This is a genomic window from Streptomyces canus (assembly GCF_030816965.1).
Taxonomy (GTDB): Bacteria; Actinomycetota; Actinomycetes; order Streptomycetales; family Streptomycetaceae; genus Streptomyces; species Streptomyces canus_E.
Genome location: NZ_JAUSYQ010000002.1, coordinates 8522177 through 8536432, shown reverse-complemented (window position 1 = coordinate 8536432; position 14256 = coordinate 8522177). Strand labels below are relative to the sequence as shown.

The following is a 14256-nucleotide window of genomic DNA, read 5'->3' as shown; positions in this document are numbered from 1 at the left end:
AGGCTCGGCCGAGAGTGATCTCGGATCAGCGTGGGCCCGGCAGCCGGGTGACGCCAGAGACGCCCTCGAGTTCGGCCTTAGCTTGCTCCAATTCGAGGGAGAGCTCCGCGATGATCATCCGCATTGCCTTGCCCCTCTCCTGTTCCTGGCGGAGTTCGCCCCTCAAGTCGTCGATCTCGGTCTTGAGCTTCCGGTTTTCCTCAGCGAGTTCCTGCATCGCGATCGGCGTGGAGTCCTGGGCCTTCACGCGGGCTTGGAAGTCCTGGATGAGGTCGCTGTGCCGGTACACGACATCCCGTCGCAGATCGCTCTCGGCGATCAGCTCCGATGCGGTCAGCTTTCCGGACTGCGAGTGCAGAGGCGTGCCGGCCAGAAGTCGGTCGGCCGCGGCCCTGATCGCGGCCCGGTCGGCTTCCTCATCACGCGGTCGGCGTCCCATCACGGCTCCTTCGTCACGGGGTTGGGATCGGGCGGGCTCGCGTGGTGGGCCTCGATGACGGTCCGGCTGCTCTCCGCCAGCGCGGCAGCCCGGTCCCGCAGGGGACGCGGGCTCAGCCGGTCGGCTGCCGCAGCCTCCCACCGCTTGTGGAGGAGCCGCTGCTCAATGATGTTCCTGTCCGTGTAGGCGAGGTTGGTGCAGCTCGACCGGCATTCCGCCTCGTTGGGACCGTCTTCGGCCGGCAGGCCAGCTTCCAGCCGCGCCTTGCGGCAGGCGGCGGTCTCGAGCCGCCACACGCAGGTCATGGCCTCGCCGTGGTGGATGTTCGGATTGGCCTGGTCGAGCAGCCGCTCGACACTCCTGCCAGCGGTGACGACTCGTCCGGCGAACCGGGCGCGTCTGCGTACGCGGTGGCGGTACTCGTCGGCAGCGGGGCCCGAGACGTGTTCGCCGGTGTCCAGCAGGCGCGCGTCCTCGTCATTCTGTTCCAGCACCATCTCCAGGGTCTCCAGCTGGATGTCGTCCATCCAGGACGAATCATCCCGGCCTGCGTAGCTCAGGGTTACCTTGGTGTGGACATGGGCGTACTGCAGTGCGGCGGCCACCAGTCCGCGAGGGCGGCGGACGATGAAGTACGCCAATGTCCTTCGGAAACGTGAGGCGTGCAGGTGCTTCGTCGGGTCCGGAGGGATCGGCACCTCGGCATCGGGACTGCTGAAGGTGTCGTTGATCCACTCCACGAAGTCCTCCAGATCCCTGTTGATCATCTCGCTCTGCCGGGCGTTGAAGTCGTTGGGCCTCGTGGTGTGGGGGTTGGTGAAGCTGGCGGGGAACAAGAAGGGGTAGTCGCCGAGGCTCTCCAGTAAGGCGATGGCCTCGTGCACCGGGGCGACGACGACCCATAGCCGCTGATCGTCTTCTTCCGCGGTATCCGGGAGCTCCGGGAGGGAGGCGCGGTCGTAGCCTTTGCCTCGGCGGCCGACGATCAGCAGTTCTCCGGTCTCCTCGTCGGTGTCCCGGCAGCCGGGCCGCAGGTTGAGCACCTCCCCGGGCCGCGCCCCGCTGAGGTAACAGATCGTCACGAAGCAGGCGGCAGCCACCATGCGGATGAGATTGCGCAGCTCGGAAACGGCGATGGGCGAGTCCTGCCATGGTCGACCGTCAAGGATGCCCGTGATCTGCTCGACGTAGGTGTCCTCGGCTATGGGCAGGCCCGACTCCCGCAGGGTGCGCTTCTGTCTGGCGGTGATCGTCAGGACATGAAGCATTCGCTGGATGGCCGAGAAGTTGATGTCCCGCTGCTCGTTCTCCGTACGGTGCCCCGGCAGCGGGGTTCCCTCTCGTCGGCAGCGCGTGATGTACCGCGCGATGCGTTCACTCTTCGACAGACCGTGGAATTCGGCCTGCGAGGCGTGCGTCCCGGCGAGCATCTGGTGGTGTGCGACCCAGGCGTCGCGGACGTCCGGGCCGACCACCTCGATGACGTGCAGCGCCCAGGCGAGGAGCGCGGTCATGGTCGCCGGTGCGATCCGCGGCGTCTTGTTGGCCCGGCCTCCGGAAGGGACCTTGAGATCGTCGGATGCGCGGGGCCAGGGATAACCGGTGGCCAGCCGTCCCTCGGACGGCAGGTGCGTGCCGTACAGCCACAGGGTGCGCACCGCGGCCAGAATGTCCACCTTCCGCCCTGGCTTGCGCGCCAGGGCAAGGACGTAGGCGCGGTAGGCGTCAAGGTGGTGCTCGGTGACGTCACACAAGCGCGAGATGCCCGTCCCGACGAGCCACTCCGCGAAGACCTGCAGGTCCATGAACCAGTAGTCGAACGTCGAGACGCTCGGGCGCTCGTTGCCGCGCTGCACGATGATCGGATTGCTCGGGTAGGGGTGGTCGAGCGCTGCGAGGAAGAACGTCTTGAAGGGAAGTTGGAAGTCGGACGGGTAGTGCTCCCAGGTCAGGGGCGAGACGTTCAGGTGCGCATCGGGGTGCGCCGGCTTGACGTGCCAGACGGGGTCGCCGAAGCGGGACAAGGTCTTCAGGTCAGTTCCGGCGCGCAGGGACCGGTTGCGGAGGATCACGGTGTCGGCGGCCGGCCATATGCCGTCCGGTGCCGCGCGAAAGGCGGCGGCGGTGGTCATCGCAGGTCCCAGCGGCCGTCAAGAAGATCATCCACGAGCCGCTGCTGGTCTACTCCGAGGTCGGCTCGGGCCTGCTCGTGTTCGGCGTCGGTGAAGTGCTTGATGATCTCCTCCAACTGCTGAAGCGGAGCACGGAAACGGGCCTGCCACACAGGTGGATCGAGGTGAGGGCGGCGCTGGCGGATGCCGTCACGGACGGCCAGTTGAACGGGAAGGTGATGCGGCAGCGCCCGGGCGTTCTCGCAGCTGAGGCACTGCAAGAACGAGGCCGGGCACGGTTGGCCGGGCTCTGCGACAGGACTGGCGAGGTGATCCACACAGGCGACAGCGGCGGTATCCCGCTGGGCGTCGAGAAGGTCCTTCAGTGTCCGGGATTCCAGGCCCGCCTGGGCGGCGGCCTCGCCCAGGTTCTCGCGGGCCCAAGCGACGAACTCGGCGGTGAAGACCGGAACGGACTGGATCACACGGGCCTTGGCGACTTCCTGGCGCAGGGCCGCACCGACGACCCGCCGGCTGTCGACCCGCACCGTGCTGCTGCCCTTGAGATAGACGTCGTTGAGGGTGCGGCGCGAGTGCGCCACGGGATGCTGACGGCGTTCCAGGGACGTCTGCCGGATCCTGACCACGTCCACCCCCGGCCGACCGGGGGTGGCGTGCCGGGCCGCGGGGAAACCGTGTGCCCGGGCCCATCTGAGGACATCGTGGGCCCCGACTCCCACGCCCCAGCGGTCCGCCTGTTGGCCCTTCTGGCTTCCGCTGAGATAGAGCGAGACGAAGGCCGCGGATGCCCCGCTGTGACGGCGCGGCAGCTCCGCGAGCGACAGCAGGAGCAAGTACAGGCGCAGCGGCGATCGCATGAGGCGGGGCTCGTCGGCGCCCACGCCGAGGAGATCAGCGACGTCGTCGGGCAGATGCTCCAGCGCGGCGACCATGTGTTCCCGTTCGGGGCCGCGCCGGGGCTTGGACTCCTCGACCAAGATGACGCGCTCGTCGTCCCGGGCGCCCTCTGGGTGAAAATGAGCGGCGGGCCAAGTGGCGACGGTGCCGAAGTTCTCCTGGGTCAAAGCGGTCAGCAAGAGACAGAACGCAGTCGCGTCCGACCTGGTCAGACACAGCCTCGCGGCCAGGCGGCGAAAACCGCCTACCCGCAGCACCGCTTTCGTGTAGTCGCCCGAGCGTGGCATACGTGGCAGATCGGCGGTCCGGTCGAACAGGTCCAGGAGCGCGCCCTCCTCCGCCTCGTGTCGGCTAAGGTCCGGATCGCCATCGCGCCACCGCGCCAGAAGGCGGCGTCCGGCCTCGATCCGCTCCCGGGCCAGGCGGACGTCCCGACGCGCCGCCGTCATGATCGCCTGCCAGTCCTCGTCCTCATAGGCGCCGGGGCTCACCTCCTCGGGCTTCTTCACACGAACGTCGAAGAGGGCATGGCGGGCCTCCTCAGGGAGTTCCGGATCGTCCCGCAGCGCGGCCCGCAGACTCTTGAGGGCGGAATGCTGGCGCTTGGGACGGCCGTCGTAGTACTCCACGAACGCGCGGATGTGCGCACCGGCCAGCTCCTGCGGACAAGCCGGCTGGGGCTGGTACCGGTTGAGAGCTCGCGCAAATCCCTGCAGAGCGTCGAAGTGCTGGCCTGCAGCACTGAGCCGCTTGACCGAGGTACGAGCCGTGCCGACGCGGCGGCTGAAACACCTGGCCAGCCACTTCTGCAGCTCGGGCGCCACCTCGCAGGTGGAGAAGTCGTAGGTCTTGAACCGGGCTCCCGACTCCTCCAAGAACCGCACCAGCGTGCCGGATGCCTCCGCCACAATGCCTCGCTGCGGCGGCTGCCACGAGGCCGACGGCAGACTCGCTCGCCGTCCACCCCGGCTCATCGGGTAACCTCCACTGCTGTCCGGACCACCCCGGTGGCGGCGACGGCGGTCCGGACGAGAGCCTCCAGTGCCGTCTGCTCGTCCTCGTCCAGCAGCGCCATCAGGTAGTCGACGTGGAGCCCGGTGAACGGCGCCAGATAGTGATCGCGCGTCGTGTCCGGGTGACTGTGGCCCATCAAAATCGACAGGGCGTACCAGACGTCACCGAACTGGTCGCGAAGGTCCTTGAGCTGCTCGTCGGTGTATCCGTCCAGATGCGGCTGCCACACCATGGACAGCACCAGGTACCAGCGCAGGGCGAACGAGTGGCGGAGCATATGGGCGCGGGCCCACACAGGGCACTGTGACCGGCGGCGCTCGCGCTGCTCGGGCGTCAGCTCTTCTGCCGAAAGGTCGGCCCACAGATCGGCGATGCGCTCGTTGGCGTCCCGGAAGGTGTCCTCCCAGCCTCCGACCTTCTTCGGCAATCCGTCGTGCGAGAGCCACACCGCGAGCGGCTCCAGACCATTGGGCGTCCTGCGGAACAGCCGTAAGCGCTCGTCGGGACCAAGCACGTCCAGGGACTGCGGCACCGAGCCTCCGGATGCCGACTCGATGTGCAGCTCCCGCGTACGCGCACTGTAGCCTGTCACGATCCGCACCCCGGGCAAGCGGTCGTAGCGCCCGGCCCGCTGGGCCCGGCGGATCACCTCGGTTCGCGATCCCTCCACCTCGTCCATGTACGAGGCCATCGAGTCCATCAACACGCGGCGCGGAATCCGGTAGTAACGGCCCTCGTCCGGCGCGCCCTTGATGCACGCGGCGGCCAGCCAGGCCCGCAGATACCGCCCCTTCGCGCCGAACGGCAGCTCGATGTCGAGAATGCTGGCCCACTCCTGGAGCCGCAGCCCGGTGCCATACAGGCCATCGACGAACGCGACATCCCGGTCCTCGTTGTACCCGCGCCATCCCGGGCGTCGCAGGCCGTCGAACCCGTAGCCGCGCAGCCCGATGTTGCGCCACTGCTCGTAGCCGCTGAGCAGCAGCCACTTCACCTGGCGCCTGCGGCTGCCCGCCGGCCTCAAGGGGTCACGCCCGTTTCTGGCCAGCGGCTTTCCGCCCTGGTCAACCAGGGCGGATGGCTTCGTGGACGCATGCGCTTGGCGGGGCACGGAGGACACCGGGTTGATCGTCCGGTAACGGGGGCCCGCCCAGGTGTAGAAGCAGTTGAGGGCCGCACGGTCGGTGTCGAAGCTCGTGCCCTTGACCCGCTCGTCATTGCGGACGTCGGTGATCCGCCAGTCCTTGAACGCCTCAACGTCACCAGGCGTCGCCTCGTCCCAGCGGCGGCCGAAGACGTGAAGGAAGGTCAGCCACACCGCGAGGGAGTAGGCGTACCGCCGCATCGTCTTCACCGACGCGCCCGCCATCGAGCCGGTGCGGAAGAAGAGGTTGATCCTCGGGTCCGCATGACCTGTAGGGGAGTTCAGAATCGGCGTGCCGTGGCGGGCCCCGTTACGAGCTGCCCGCTCGTACAGGTCACCGAACCATAGGAACTCCTCAAGCAGGTCATACGGAACAGCTTCAACCATGTCGTAGAAGTCGACGGTCCAGCGATCGTTCGCCCCCATAATTCCTCCATGCTGCGCAGGTTATTTCTACAACACGCGAGTGCCTGGAGAACGTCGGGGCATCTGGACGGTCCGCACGAGGACGCGGTCACCGCCCTGATCCGCGAGGCGAGGGAGGAGACCGGTGTCGTCATCGACCCGGCCGACGTGCGTTCCGCCGTGACTGTGCACCACCGCAGCCCCGGAGGCGCCAGCCGTACCGGGCACTTCTTCGAGGTCCGGCTGTGGAAGGGCGAACCCGGCATCGCCGAGCCGGACGTCTGCGACGCGATGGACTGGGCACCCCTTCACGCCCTGCCCGCCCAGATGGTGGCGTACTGCCGTGCAGGTCTGGACGCCTACAGCGCCGGCGCGCGCCTTGCGGTGCACTTCCAACTGCCCGGCGACAGCATCGCCTTCGATCCCGGCGCCGACCGGCTGCGCCTCGTGCCGGACGTGACCGGCCAGGCGTCTACCGCCCGTCCCGACGCTGGGGTCGTGGAGTTCGCGGAGCGGGCGGTCGGCCGGATCGCGCAGTGGACGGATACGTCATGGGCGCGCGAGGAGAGCCGCGTGTGGCGGGTCCATGGCGTCCATGGCGGCACCTGGTACGTGAAGGTGCACCAAAACGAGCGGTTCCACCACAGGGAGGTGCGAGGGCTACGGACGTGGGCGCCGGAGCTGGGGGCGGCCGCGCCCCGGCTTGTCGCCGCCGACGAGACTCTGCGCGCGGTGGTCCTCACCGCGGTGCCGGGCCGCCCGCTGCACGGCACCGTTTTGGCACCGGGGCGGGAGAGGGCGGTCTTCCGACGGATCGGCGCGCTGGCCCGCCGCATCCACCAGTCCTCTCCCCCACGGCCCGCTCCCGCCGGCAGCGGCCCCGCCGTGGCCAAGGCCGACCGGCACCTGGCCGGGGCGCGGGCGCATCTGCTCCCTGGTGATGAGGAGTTCGTCTGCGAGCTCGTCCGCCAGGCCGAGGACCTGCAACCGCTGGAGTGGGTGGAGACCCACGGAGATTTCCAGCTCCGCAACATCCTCTACACCCCCGACGCCGCGGACGAGACGGACGACCTTGATGTCTTCATGGCGGTGATCGACCTCGAGCGCAGTGAGCCGGGGCCGGCCGTACGGGATCTGGTCCGGCTGTCCGACGCCTGGGCCGGCCGCCCCGACCTGTTCGAGGCGTTTCTGGCCGGGTACGGCAGGTCCCTGACCGCCGCCGAGGAGTCCCGGCTCGTCATCGACGCAGCGCTCGATTCCGTGAGCGGGATCGCGTACGGCGCCGCCCACGGCGATCCCGAGCTGGTTGAACGCGGCCGGCGGACGCTGGCCCGGCTGCGCGCCGAGCACCGTGCAGCCCTCTCACCGACAGGAGATGCGACGTGAACGCCGACACAGCACCCACTACCGCGGCCGAGCCGCGCGACGCCGCCGGGCGGCCGCCGGTCCGCGCGGCAACAGCCGCTGACGCCGAGGCCATCACCCGGATGCGCTCCGAATACGTCCTGTCCTCACCGCTGACCGAGGACTGGGTCCGGCAGTGCACGGACGAGCTGGCGCCACGGCTGACGCCGGAGGGAGACGCCCGGGCCTTCGTCCTCGACGCCCCGGACGGCACGATGGCCGCCTGCGCCCTCGGCCTGATCCACCCCGTGCTCCCGGCCCCGGCCTACCCCCGAGGCCGGGCCGGCCGCGTGCAGATGGTCGCCACGCACCCGAACCATCGGCGCCGCGGCTATGCCCGGGCCGTCGTTTCCACACTCCTGGACCACCTCGCCGACGTCGAGGACGTCACCCTGTTCGAGCTGCACACCAGCCCGGAGGCCGCGCCCCTGTACCGGGAGCTCGGCTTCAGCGGCAACCCGGCACTGATGCGGATGACCCGCCACCGCCCACCCGCCGTTGGAGCGCCCGGTGAGCAGCCGGTGCCGACGTGGGTGCCGCCGCAGCAGTACGCCGACGCACTGCCCCGGGCGGCCGCGTTCGTGTGCCTCTACGTCACCGACGAGGACGACCGGCCCCTGCAATTGCATTCCGTCTACTCCCCCGGCCACCCCTGGCACATGATCGGCGGCGCGATGGATCTGGGCGAGCGGCCCTGGGACGCGGTGATGCGCGAGTGCCGGGAAGAGACCGGCCTGACTGCCGCGGGTCCGCCCCGGCTGCTGGCCACCGTGTACGGGCAGCCCCGGGCGCAGCGTCCGTACAGCACGCTGCAGCTGATCTTCGACGGCGGGCGCCTCACTGATGCACAGATCCGGGGCCTCACCCTCAACCCGCGCGAGCACGACGAGGCCCGCGTCCTGCCCCTGGCCGAGTGGGAGGCCTTGATGCCGGCCAGGGATTTCGCGCGGCTACGCGCCGTGGAGAAGGCCCGCCGCACCGGCGTGGCCGCATACGTCGACACCTGGGGGAACGCATGACCACCAGCAGCATCGTCTTGATGTCCGACCGGAGAGTCGCCGCGATCCCTGTCCAGGAGAGCGGCGAGGTCCTCCTCGACGCCCGCGTGCACGGCCTGAGGGTCGACGACCGCAAACAGGACGCTGCGGGCGCCTGGGCCCCACGTCCGCCAGGGCGTGCTCACGCGGCTCCAGCAGGCGCAAGCGCTGCTCCCCGTCGGCGTGCAGTTGCTGTTCATCGAGGGCTACCGGCCCCCGTCCCTGCAGCGCCGGTACTTCGAGGAGTACTCCGAGGAGCTCGCCCGCGCCCACCCTGACTGGCAGGCCGCCGAGCTCCGGGAGGCCGCCAGCCGCTTCGTGTCACCGCCGGAGATCGCTCCGCACTCCGCCGGCGCGGCCGTCGACGTGACGCTGATCGACCACCAGGGCCGCGAGCTGGACATGGGCACGCGCGTCAACGCCTCCCCCGAAGAGTCCGACGGCGCCTGCTACACCGACGCCCCCAACCTGAGCGACCGGGCCCGCACGAACCGGGCCACCCTGGGCGGCGCGCTGTCCACCGCAGGCTTGATCAACTACGGGACCGAGTGGTGGCACTGGTCGTTCGGCGACCGGTACTGGGCGCTGCAGACCCAGCAGCCGGTCGCCCTCTACGGCCCCGTCGAACTGCCCTGACAGCGCACCACCCCTTCACGAACGAGGAGCGACCTGTGGGATACACCCGGACTGACTGGTCCGAGCACTACAACGGCGGGCGAGGTTTCCGGCGGCTCGGGGACGAGGAGAAGAGCCTGCTGGTCGAGCACGCCCCGGCACCCGAGGGGGGGCGCGCGCTCGACATCGGCTGTGGGACCGGCGAGATGTCCGTCTACCTCGCCTCGCTCGGCTACACCGTCGACGGCGCGGACTTCGCCGAGGGCGCGCTCGAGCGGGCTCGTGCGGAGCACGCCGGGGTGGAGGGGGTGCGCTGGCTGAGCCTGGATGTCGAGCGCGACGACCTGGCCGCTCTCGCCGAGGACGGCTACGACCTGATCGTCCTGCGGCTGTGCATCGCGTTCATCCGCGATCGCGCCCGTGTCCTTCGCCGTCTGGCCGCCCGGCTGCGCGAGGGTGGGGTGCTGGTCATCATCACGCCGATCGTGGAGAACACGCCGGAAGAGCGGCGCCACATCGCCTTGGACGAGAACGAAATCGCCGCGCTCACCGACGGGTTCGAGGACGTCGAGCAGTTCGACGCGGAGGGCCTGGCGGTGCTGGTCCTGCGCGGCCCGGCCGGATTCAGCGCGGAGGAGAAGCTGCGGCCCGAGCCGCAGGCCGTCTTCGGTGCCGCAGTGGTGGTCACCGACACGTTCGGCCGGGTCCTGCTGGGCCGCTCCACCCGAGGCATGTGGGAGCTACCCGGCGGCCGCATCGAGACGGACGAGGCCGCACCAACTGCCGCTGTGCGGGAGCTGAACGAGGAGACCGGGCTGACGGCGCGCGCGGAGGACGCTCATGTCATTACCGTGCTGCACGACGACCGCCTGGACGTGCGCCGCGTCACTGCCGTGGTCCGCATCTCCCGCTGGGACGGTGAACTCGCTCTGCCTGAGCCACACCGCTTCGTACGCTGGGAGTTCCACGACCTGAACTCCTTGGCGACCCTCGGGAAGATCTTCGCGCCCAGCGCCGCCGCCCTGACCGCGGTGTGGCCCGGGTTGCTGCCGGGGCTCCCGCCGGTCCACTCCTACGCGCGCTCCCCCGCCGCCCTGCCGGTGCCCGGAGAGCCGGCCGAGGCGGTTCGGCTGCGCGAGCGGATGGCGGACATTGTGATCAGCAAGGGCTGGGCACCCTCGCCGCGGGTCCAGGCCGCGTTGCGCGAGGTGCCCCGGCACCGGTTCGTCCCCGAGACCCGCCTGGAGACGGCCTACCACGACGACCTCGCCGTGGTGACGGTCCGGGAGTCACCCCAGAGGGCGCTCAGCTCCGTCTCCGCGGCCTGGCTGCAGGCTGACATGATCGAGCAACTCCGGCTGGAGCCGGGGATGACCGTGCTGGAGGTCGGCTCCGGCGGATACAACGCGGAGCTCCTGGCGCACGTCCTGGGAGAGCGCGGCCGGGTGGTGACCGTGGACGTCGACCCGTACGTGGTGCACCGGACGCAGCGGCTGTGCGCGGAGGCCGGCAGCGGTCGGGTCACCGCCGTCCTCGGCGACGGCCGGCTTGGCGCGCCCGGCCACGTCCCGGCCGGCGGTTTCGACGGGATCGTGATCACGCACAACGCGTCCGATGTCGCACCGGCATGGCGGGAGCAGCTCGCCAAGGGGGCCCGGCTGGTCGTGCCGCTGGAGATGGGCGGCTACACCCGTTCCCTCACCCTGGTCCGGCTCGGCGACGTGCTGCACTGCGAGCACTGGACGTACTGCGGGTTCGTACGCGACCGCGGCGCGGCCGCCCGTACCGCCCCCGCCGTCCCTCTGGCGGACGGCAAGGTCACGGTGCGGTGGGAGGACGGGACGCCCGGCGACACCGCCGGTCTCGACGAGGCGCTGCGCGGGCCCCGGCAGGAGCGCTCCACGGGCCTGGTCGTGCGGGGAATGTTCAACTTCGAGACGTTGCAGGTCTATGCCGCGACCACGCTGCCGGGGTTTTGCCGCCTGACTGCGCCGAAGGGGTCCACGCTCGTGGCGCAGCAGGACGCGGCCGCGATCCTGGCGAACGGGTCACTCGCCTACCTGACCTACCGGCAGGTCCAGGATGCTCCGGAACCGGCCGACCGAATCACGGAGTTCTTCATCCACGCCTACGGCCCAGCTGCGGAAGAGGTGGCGGAGCGCTTCGCCGGGTGCGTCCGCGTCTGGGAGCGCGAGGTGCGCGAGAGCGGCTATCCGCCGATGACCGTCCACCCGGCTACAACGCCCGACGACCAGCTGCCGCCTGGCGATGTGCTCGACAAGCCCAGCGCACGGCTTGTCTTCCAGTGGCCCGGCCGAACTCCCGCCGGCGCACTGAGCCTCTCGGCTGCAGGCGGACAGCATGCCTGACTCCCACGAGCTGATCTCCGCGAAGCAGGTGGCGTCCTCCGCCTTGCCGTCCCTGCTCGGCGTGTTCGCCCACCCCGACGATGAAAGCCTCCTCGCCGGCGGTGTACTCGCCCAGCACGCCGCTGCGCACGAGCGAACCGCTGTCGTCACCATGACGTGGGCGCCCGACAGCCTGCGGGCTCCCGAACTCGCCGACGCCTTGCGGGCGCTCGGCGCGGGCGCACCGCGCATGCTCGGATACGGCGATGCCCGCAACCCGCAGGCGGCCCCCGGTCGTCCCCGGCTCGTCGACGCACCGCTGGACGAGGTGATCGCCGCCCTGGTCCACCAGATCCGCTCGTTCCGCCCCGACATCATGGTCACGCACGACGCCCTTGGCCAGCTGACCGGTCACCCGGACCACCGCCGCACCCACCAGGCCACTCTCCTCGCCGTTCAGGACGCGGGGCTCGCGCACCTTCACCCCGAAGCGGGGGAGCCCTGGCAACCGCGCGCCGTGTACTGCGCCACGCACCCCGAGTCCGGTGTCGGCGATCTCGGGTCACTCCTGGAGGCCGTCGGCAAAACCGTGCTCGCGGTCCCGGACCCGTACGCCACCACCACCGTCGACGTCACTCCCTGGCTGGAGCAGAAATGGGCCGCCATCCTCGCCCACCGAGGGGAGGTCGCCCGCGAACGGCCACTGCCCGGGATCCTCGCCCGCCTGCCTGAGGAGACCCGGCGCAACATCATCGCGACCGAGTACTTCACTCGGCTCACGACGGGGCCCGCCCCCGATGGCTCGCATCGGCTTTCCGCCTGAAAGCGGCCAACAACTCCCTACTTCCGGGCCCGCCTGGCCCATTCTCGATCGGAGAGCCATGACGACCACATCCGTTCCCGGCGAGCCGCTCGGCACCCGAATGAGCGACGAGGCATACGGCGCTCAGCGGGCCTCGGCCGCGTTGTGGGCCGGGACGTCCGTGCTGATCACCAACCAGCTCGGGAAGGTCCTGGTCCAACACGTCGACTATCTCGACACATGTCTCCTGCCGGGCGGCGCCGTCGACAAGAGCGAGTCCCCCGCCCAAGCAGCAACCCGTGAACTGGCGGAGGAACTCGGGGTCACCACCACCGTCGACCGATGCCTGGCTGTCGACTGGGTCTCCCCCGACAGCATCAGCGCGCCCACCGCCATGCGGTTTCCCGGCGAGATTCTGCACGTTTTCGACGGCGGAACTTGGGACGAAGACCAGATCGGCGAAATCCGTCTGCCGCCGAGAGAGATCACCGCGATCGAATTCGTCGAGCCCGCACAGCTACCCGACCTGCTCTCCCCGCCCGATGCCCGCCGCGCCCTGTCCGCGCTGCGAGGCCGGATCAACGCGGCTGGCACGGTACTCCTGGAAAACGGCCTCCCGCTGGCCCCCACTGTCCTCGACCGCCTCGGCGTTCTGCAGACCGCCCGCCCCACCTACCGCTACCCGTGGCAACACGGCCCGGCCCCGCACGACCTCACCATCGCCCAGGTATGGGCGTGGCTGTTCGCGCCAGACGGGCGCGTCCTCGTCCTCCTCGAACCCGACACCGGAGTCGCCATCCTGCCCGGCGGCACACCCGAGGAACAGGACCAGGGCGATCCCGTATCCACATTGTGTCGCGAAGCCGAAGAAGAGGCAGCCGCCTGCTTCGGGGACCCGCTGCTTCTGGGACACGTCACCGATCCCACTGTGCGGCGCGGATACCTGCGCTATGCCGCAGCACTCACCAACGTCAGCCTCGCGCAGCCCGATCCAGCCACCGGCCACACCTACACCCGCATCCTGCTCACACCCGAACAGGCCACGGACCTCTTCGACTGGGGCCCAGCTGCCGTCGACCAACTCGCCGCCGTCCACCAGGCTCGCCGGCACCTCGGCTTCCCCCGGGCCGCCCGCCAATCCGTCACCCAACTCACCGGCCCCACTGCCTGGTAGCTGCCCGCTCCCCACCACCGTCCCGAGGAACCCATGACCCCCTTGCCCCGCACACCGTCCACGCCCGATGCTCCCGCTCCGCTCCCGGTTGCTACTCCCAGCCCATCCGCGCTCGCACCGGGCACTGCTGCCACGCGCTTGGAACCGGGGCGCCGCACGGGGCACTGCCAGTGCGGCCACATCGCCTACGAGGTCACCGGGAGCCCGGACGATCCCCATTTGTGCTCGTGCCCACATGAGACTCGTATCTCCGGCGGCCCTGCGGTCCTGTGGGTCGGCTTCGGCAAGGACGGGCTGACGTGGACCGGTCCCGGTGGTGAGCCGACGTGGTACGCGACCTGGCCCACCCTTCACCGCGGCTTCTGCCCGCGCTGCGGAACACACGTTGTCTCTGTCGCCGACGGCTCAGACATGATCATGGTCACCGGCTTCAGCCTCGACGACCTCAGCAGCATCCACCCCGTCGGCCACTCCTATCGGCAGGAGGCTGTTCCGTGGATGACCATCGCCCTCGCTGACGATCCTCATGCTCCGCGGCCCGCCTCACCGTGACGCCTTATGCCGCCGGGGTAGGAGCTGGCTGCGCGGGCTCCGCTGTCGCTACTGGCCACCTTCGGCGCCGCTGTACGTCGCCGGCGGCCGCGAGAGCGTCCCCCATGGGCTGAAAGCGGTGGCCAAATATAGCCATTGGAGCTCTTCAATATCTCCGCTTTCGCGCCAACTCCGCGCTGAATTGCAAGGTCGTTTCACATCGTCGACGCAGGTGAACTGTCGGCAACCAGCGGCGGATCGGCGAGATGCGGTGGGGGGCATGTCAGCGGACGCCGACCGTACGACGGAGAGGA

10 protein-coding genes and 1 pseudogene are annotated in these 14256 nt (G+C 69.9%); 7 read left to right on the top strand and 4 right to left on the bottom strand.

Annotation, left to right across the window (positions count from 1 at the left end; genetic code table 11):
• Positions 1–25 precede the first annotated feature (25 nt).
• From QF027_RS40105 to QF027_RS40090, 4 genes are all read right to left on the bottom strand, one after another.
• Complete coding sequence (locus QF027_RS40105; protein WP_307080298.1) at positions 26–439, bottom strand: hypothetical protein; 414 nt, start codon at positions 437–439, stop codon at positions 26–28.
• A complete protein-coding gene (locus QF027_RS40100) occupies positions 439–2571 on the bottom strand; it encodes an integrase (RefSeq protein ID WP_307080296.1) in 2133 nt (710 codons plus the stop codon). Before QF027_RS40100 ends, QF027_RS40105 begins: the two co-directional genes overlap by 1 nt.
• Positions 2568–4376: a hypothetical protein gene (locus QF027_RS40095; RefSeq protein ID WP_307080295.1), complete on the bottom strand. Its 1809-nt coding sequence runs from the start codon at positions 4374–4376 to the stop codon at positions 2568–2570. Before QF027_RS40095 ends, QF027_RS40100 begins: the two co-directional genes overlap by 4 nt.
• Before the next feature lie 62 nt (positions 4377–4438).
• On the bottom strand, positions 4439–6052 hold the full coding sequence (locus QF027_RS40090) for a site-specific integrase (protein WP_307080293.1): 1614 nt from the start codon (positions 6050–6052) through the stop codon (positions 4439–4441).
• Between the two features lie 9 nt (positions 6053–6061).
• Between QF027_RS40090 and QF027_RS40085 the strand changes: the two genes are divergently transcribed.
• The 7 genes and pseudogenes from QF027_RS40085 (at position 6062) to QF027_RS40055 (ending at position 13963) form a co-directional block, all read left to right on the top strand.
• Positions 6062–7417 (top strand): phosphotransferase, encoded by a 1356-nt coding sequence (locus QF027_RS40085; RefSeq protein WP_307080291.1) that lies wholly within the window; start codon positions 6062–6064, stop codon positions 7415–7417.
• Entirely contained in the window at positions 7414–8454 is a 1041-nt protein-coding gene (locus tag QF027_RS40080; RefSeq protein WP_307080289.1) for a GNAT family N-acetyltransferase, read from the top strand. Before QF027_RS40085 ends, QF027_RS40080 begins: the two co-directional genes overlap by 4 nt.
• A pseudogene (locus tag QF027_RS40075) lies at positions 8451–9108 on the top strand (M15 family metallopeptidase). Before QF027_RS40080 ends, QF027_RS40075 begins: the two are co-directional and overlap by 4 nt.
• A gap of 35 nt (positions 9109–9143) precedes the next feature.
• Entirely contained in the window at positions 9144–11456 is a 2313-nt protein-coding gene (fxlM, locus tag QF027_RS40070; protein WP_307080287.1) for a methyltransferase, FxLD system, read from the top strand.
• Complete coding sequence (locus QF027_RS40065; RefSeq protein ID WP_307080285.1) at positions 11449–12258, top strand: PIG-L deacetylase family protein; 810 nt, start codon at positions 11449–11451, stop codon at positions 12256–12258. The genes fxlM and QF027_RS40065 overlap by 8 nt, the downstream gene beginning before the upstream one ends.
• Positions 12259–12316: 58 nt before the next feature.
• Positions 12317–13411, top strand: a complete 1095-nt coding sequence (locus tag QF027_RS40060; RefSeq protein ID WP_307080283.1) for an NUDIX domain-containing protein — start codon at positions 12317–12319, stop codon at positions 13409–13411.
• A 33-nt stretch (positions 13412–13444) separates the two neighbouring features.
• A complete protein-coding gene (locus QF027_RS40055; RefSeq protein WP_307080280.1) occupies positions 13445–13963 on the top strand; it encodes a GFA family protein in 519 nt (172 codons plus the stop codon).
• Positions 13964–14256: the final 293 nt, after the last annotated feature.

Coding starts and splice junctions, on each gene's coding strand:
- QF027_RS40105 (WP_307080298.1), bottom strand. CDS start 439: ATGGGACGCCGACCGCGTGATGAGGAAGCCGACCGGGCCGCGATCAGG.
- QF027_RS40100 (WP_307080296.1), bottom strand. CDS start 2,571: ATGACCACCGCCGCCGCCTTTCGCGCGGCACCGGACGGCATATGGCCG.
- QF027_RS40090 (WP_307080293.1), bottom strand. CDS start 6,052: ATGGGGGCGAACGATCGCTGGACCGTCGACTTCTACGACATGGTTGAA.
- QF027_RS40085 (WP_307080291.1), top strand. CDS start 6,062: ATGCTGCGCAGGTTATTTCTACAACACGCGAGTGCCTGGAGAACGTCG.
- QF027_RS40065 (WP_307080285.1), top strand. CDS start 11,449: ATGCCTGACTCCCACGAGCTGATCTCCGCGAAGCAGGTGGCGTCCTCC.
- QF027_RS40060 (WP_307080283.1), top strand. CDS start 12,317: ATGACGACCACATCCGTTCCCGGCGAGCCGCTCGGCACCCGAATGAGC.
- QF027_RS40055 (WP_307080280.1), top strand. CDS start 13,445: ATGACCCCCTTGCCCCGCACACCGTCCACGCCCGATGCTCCCGCTCCG.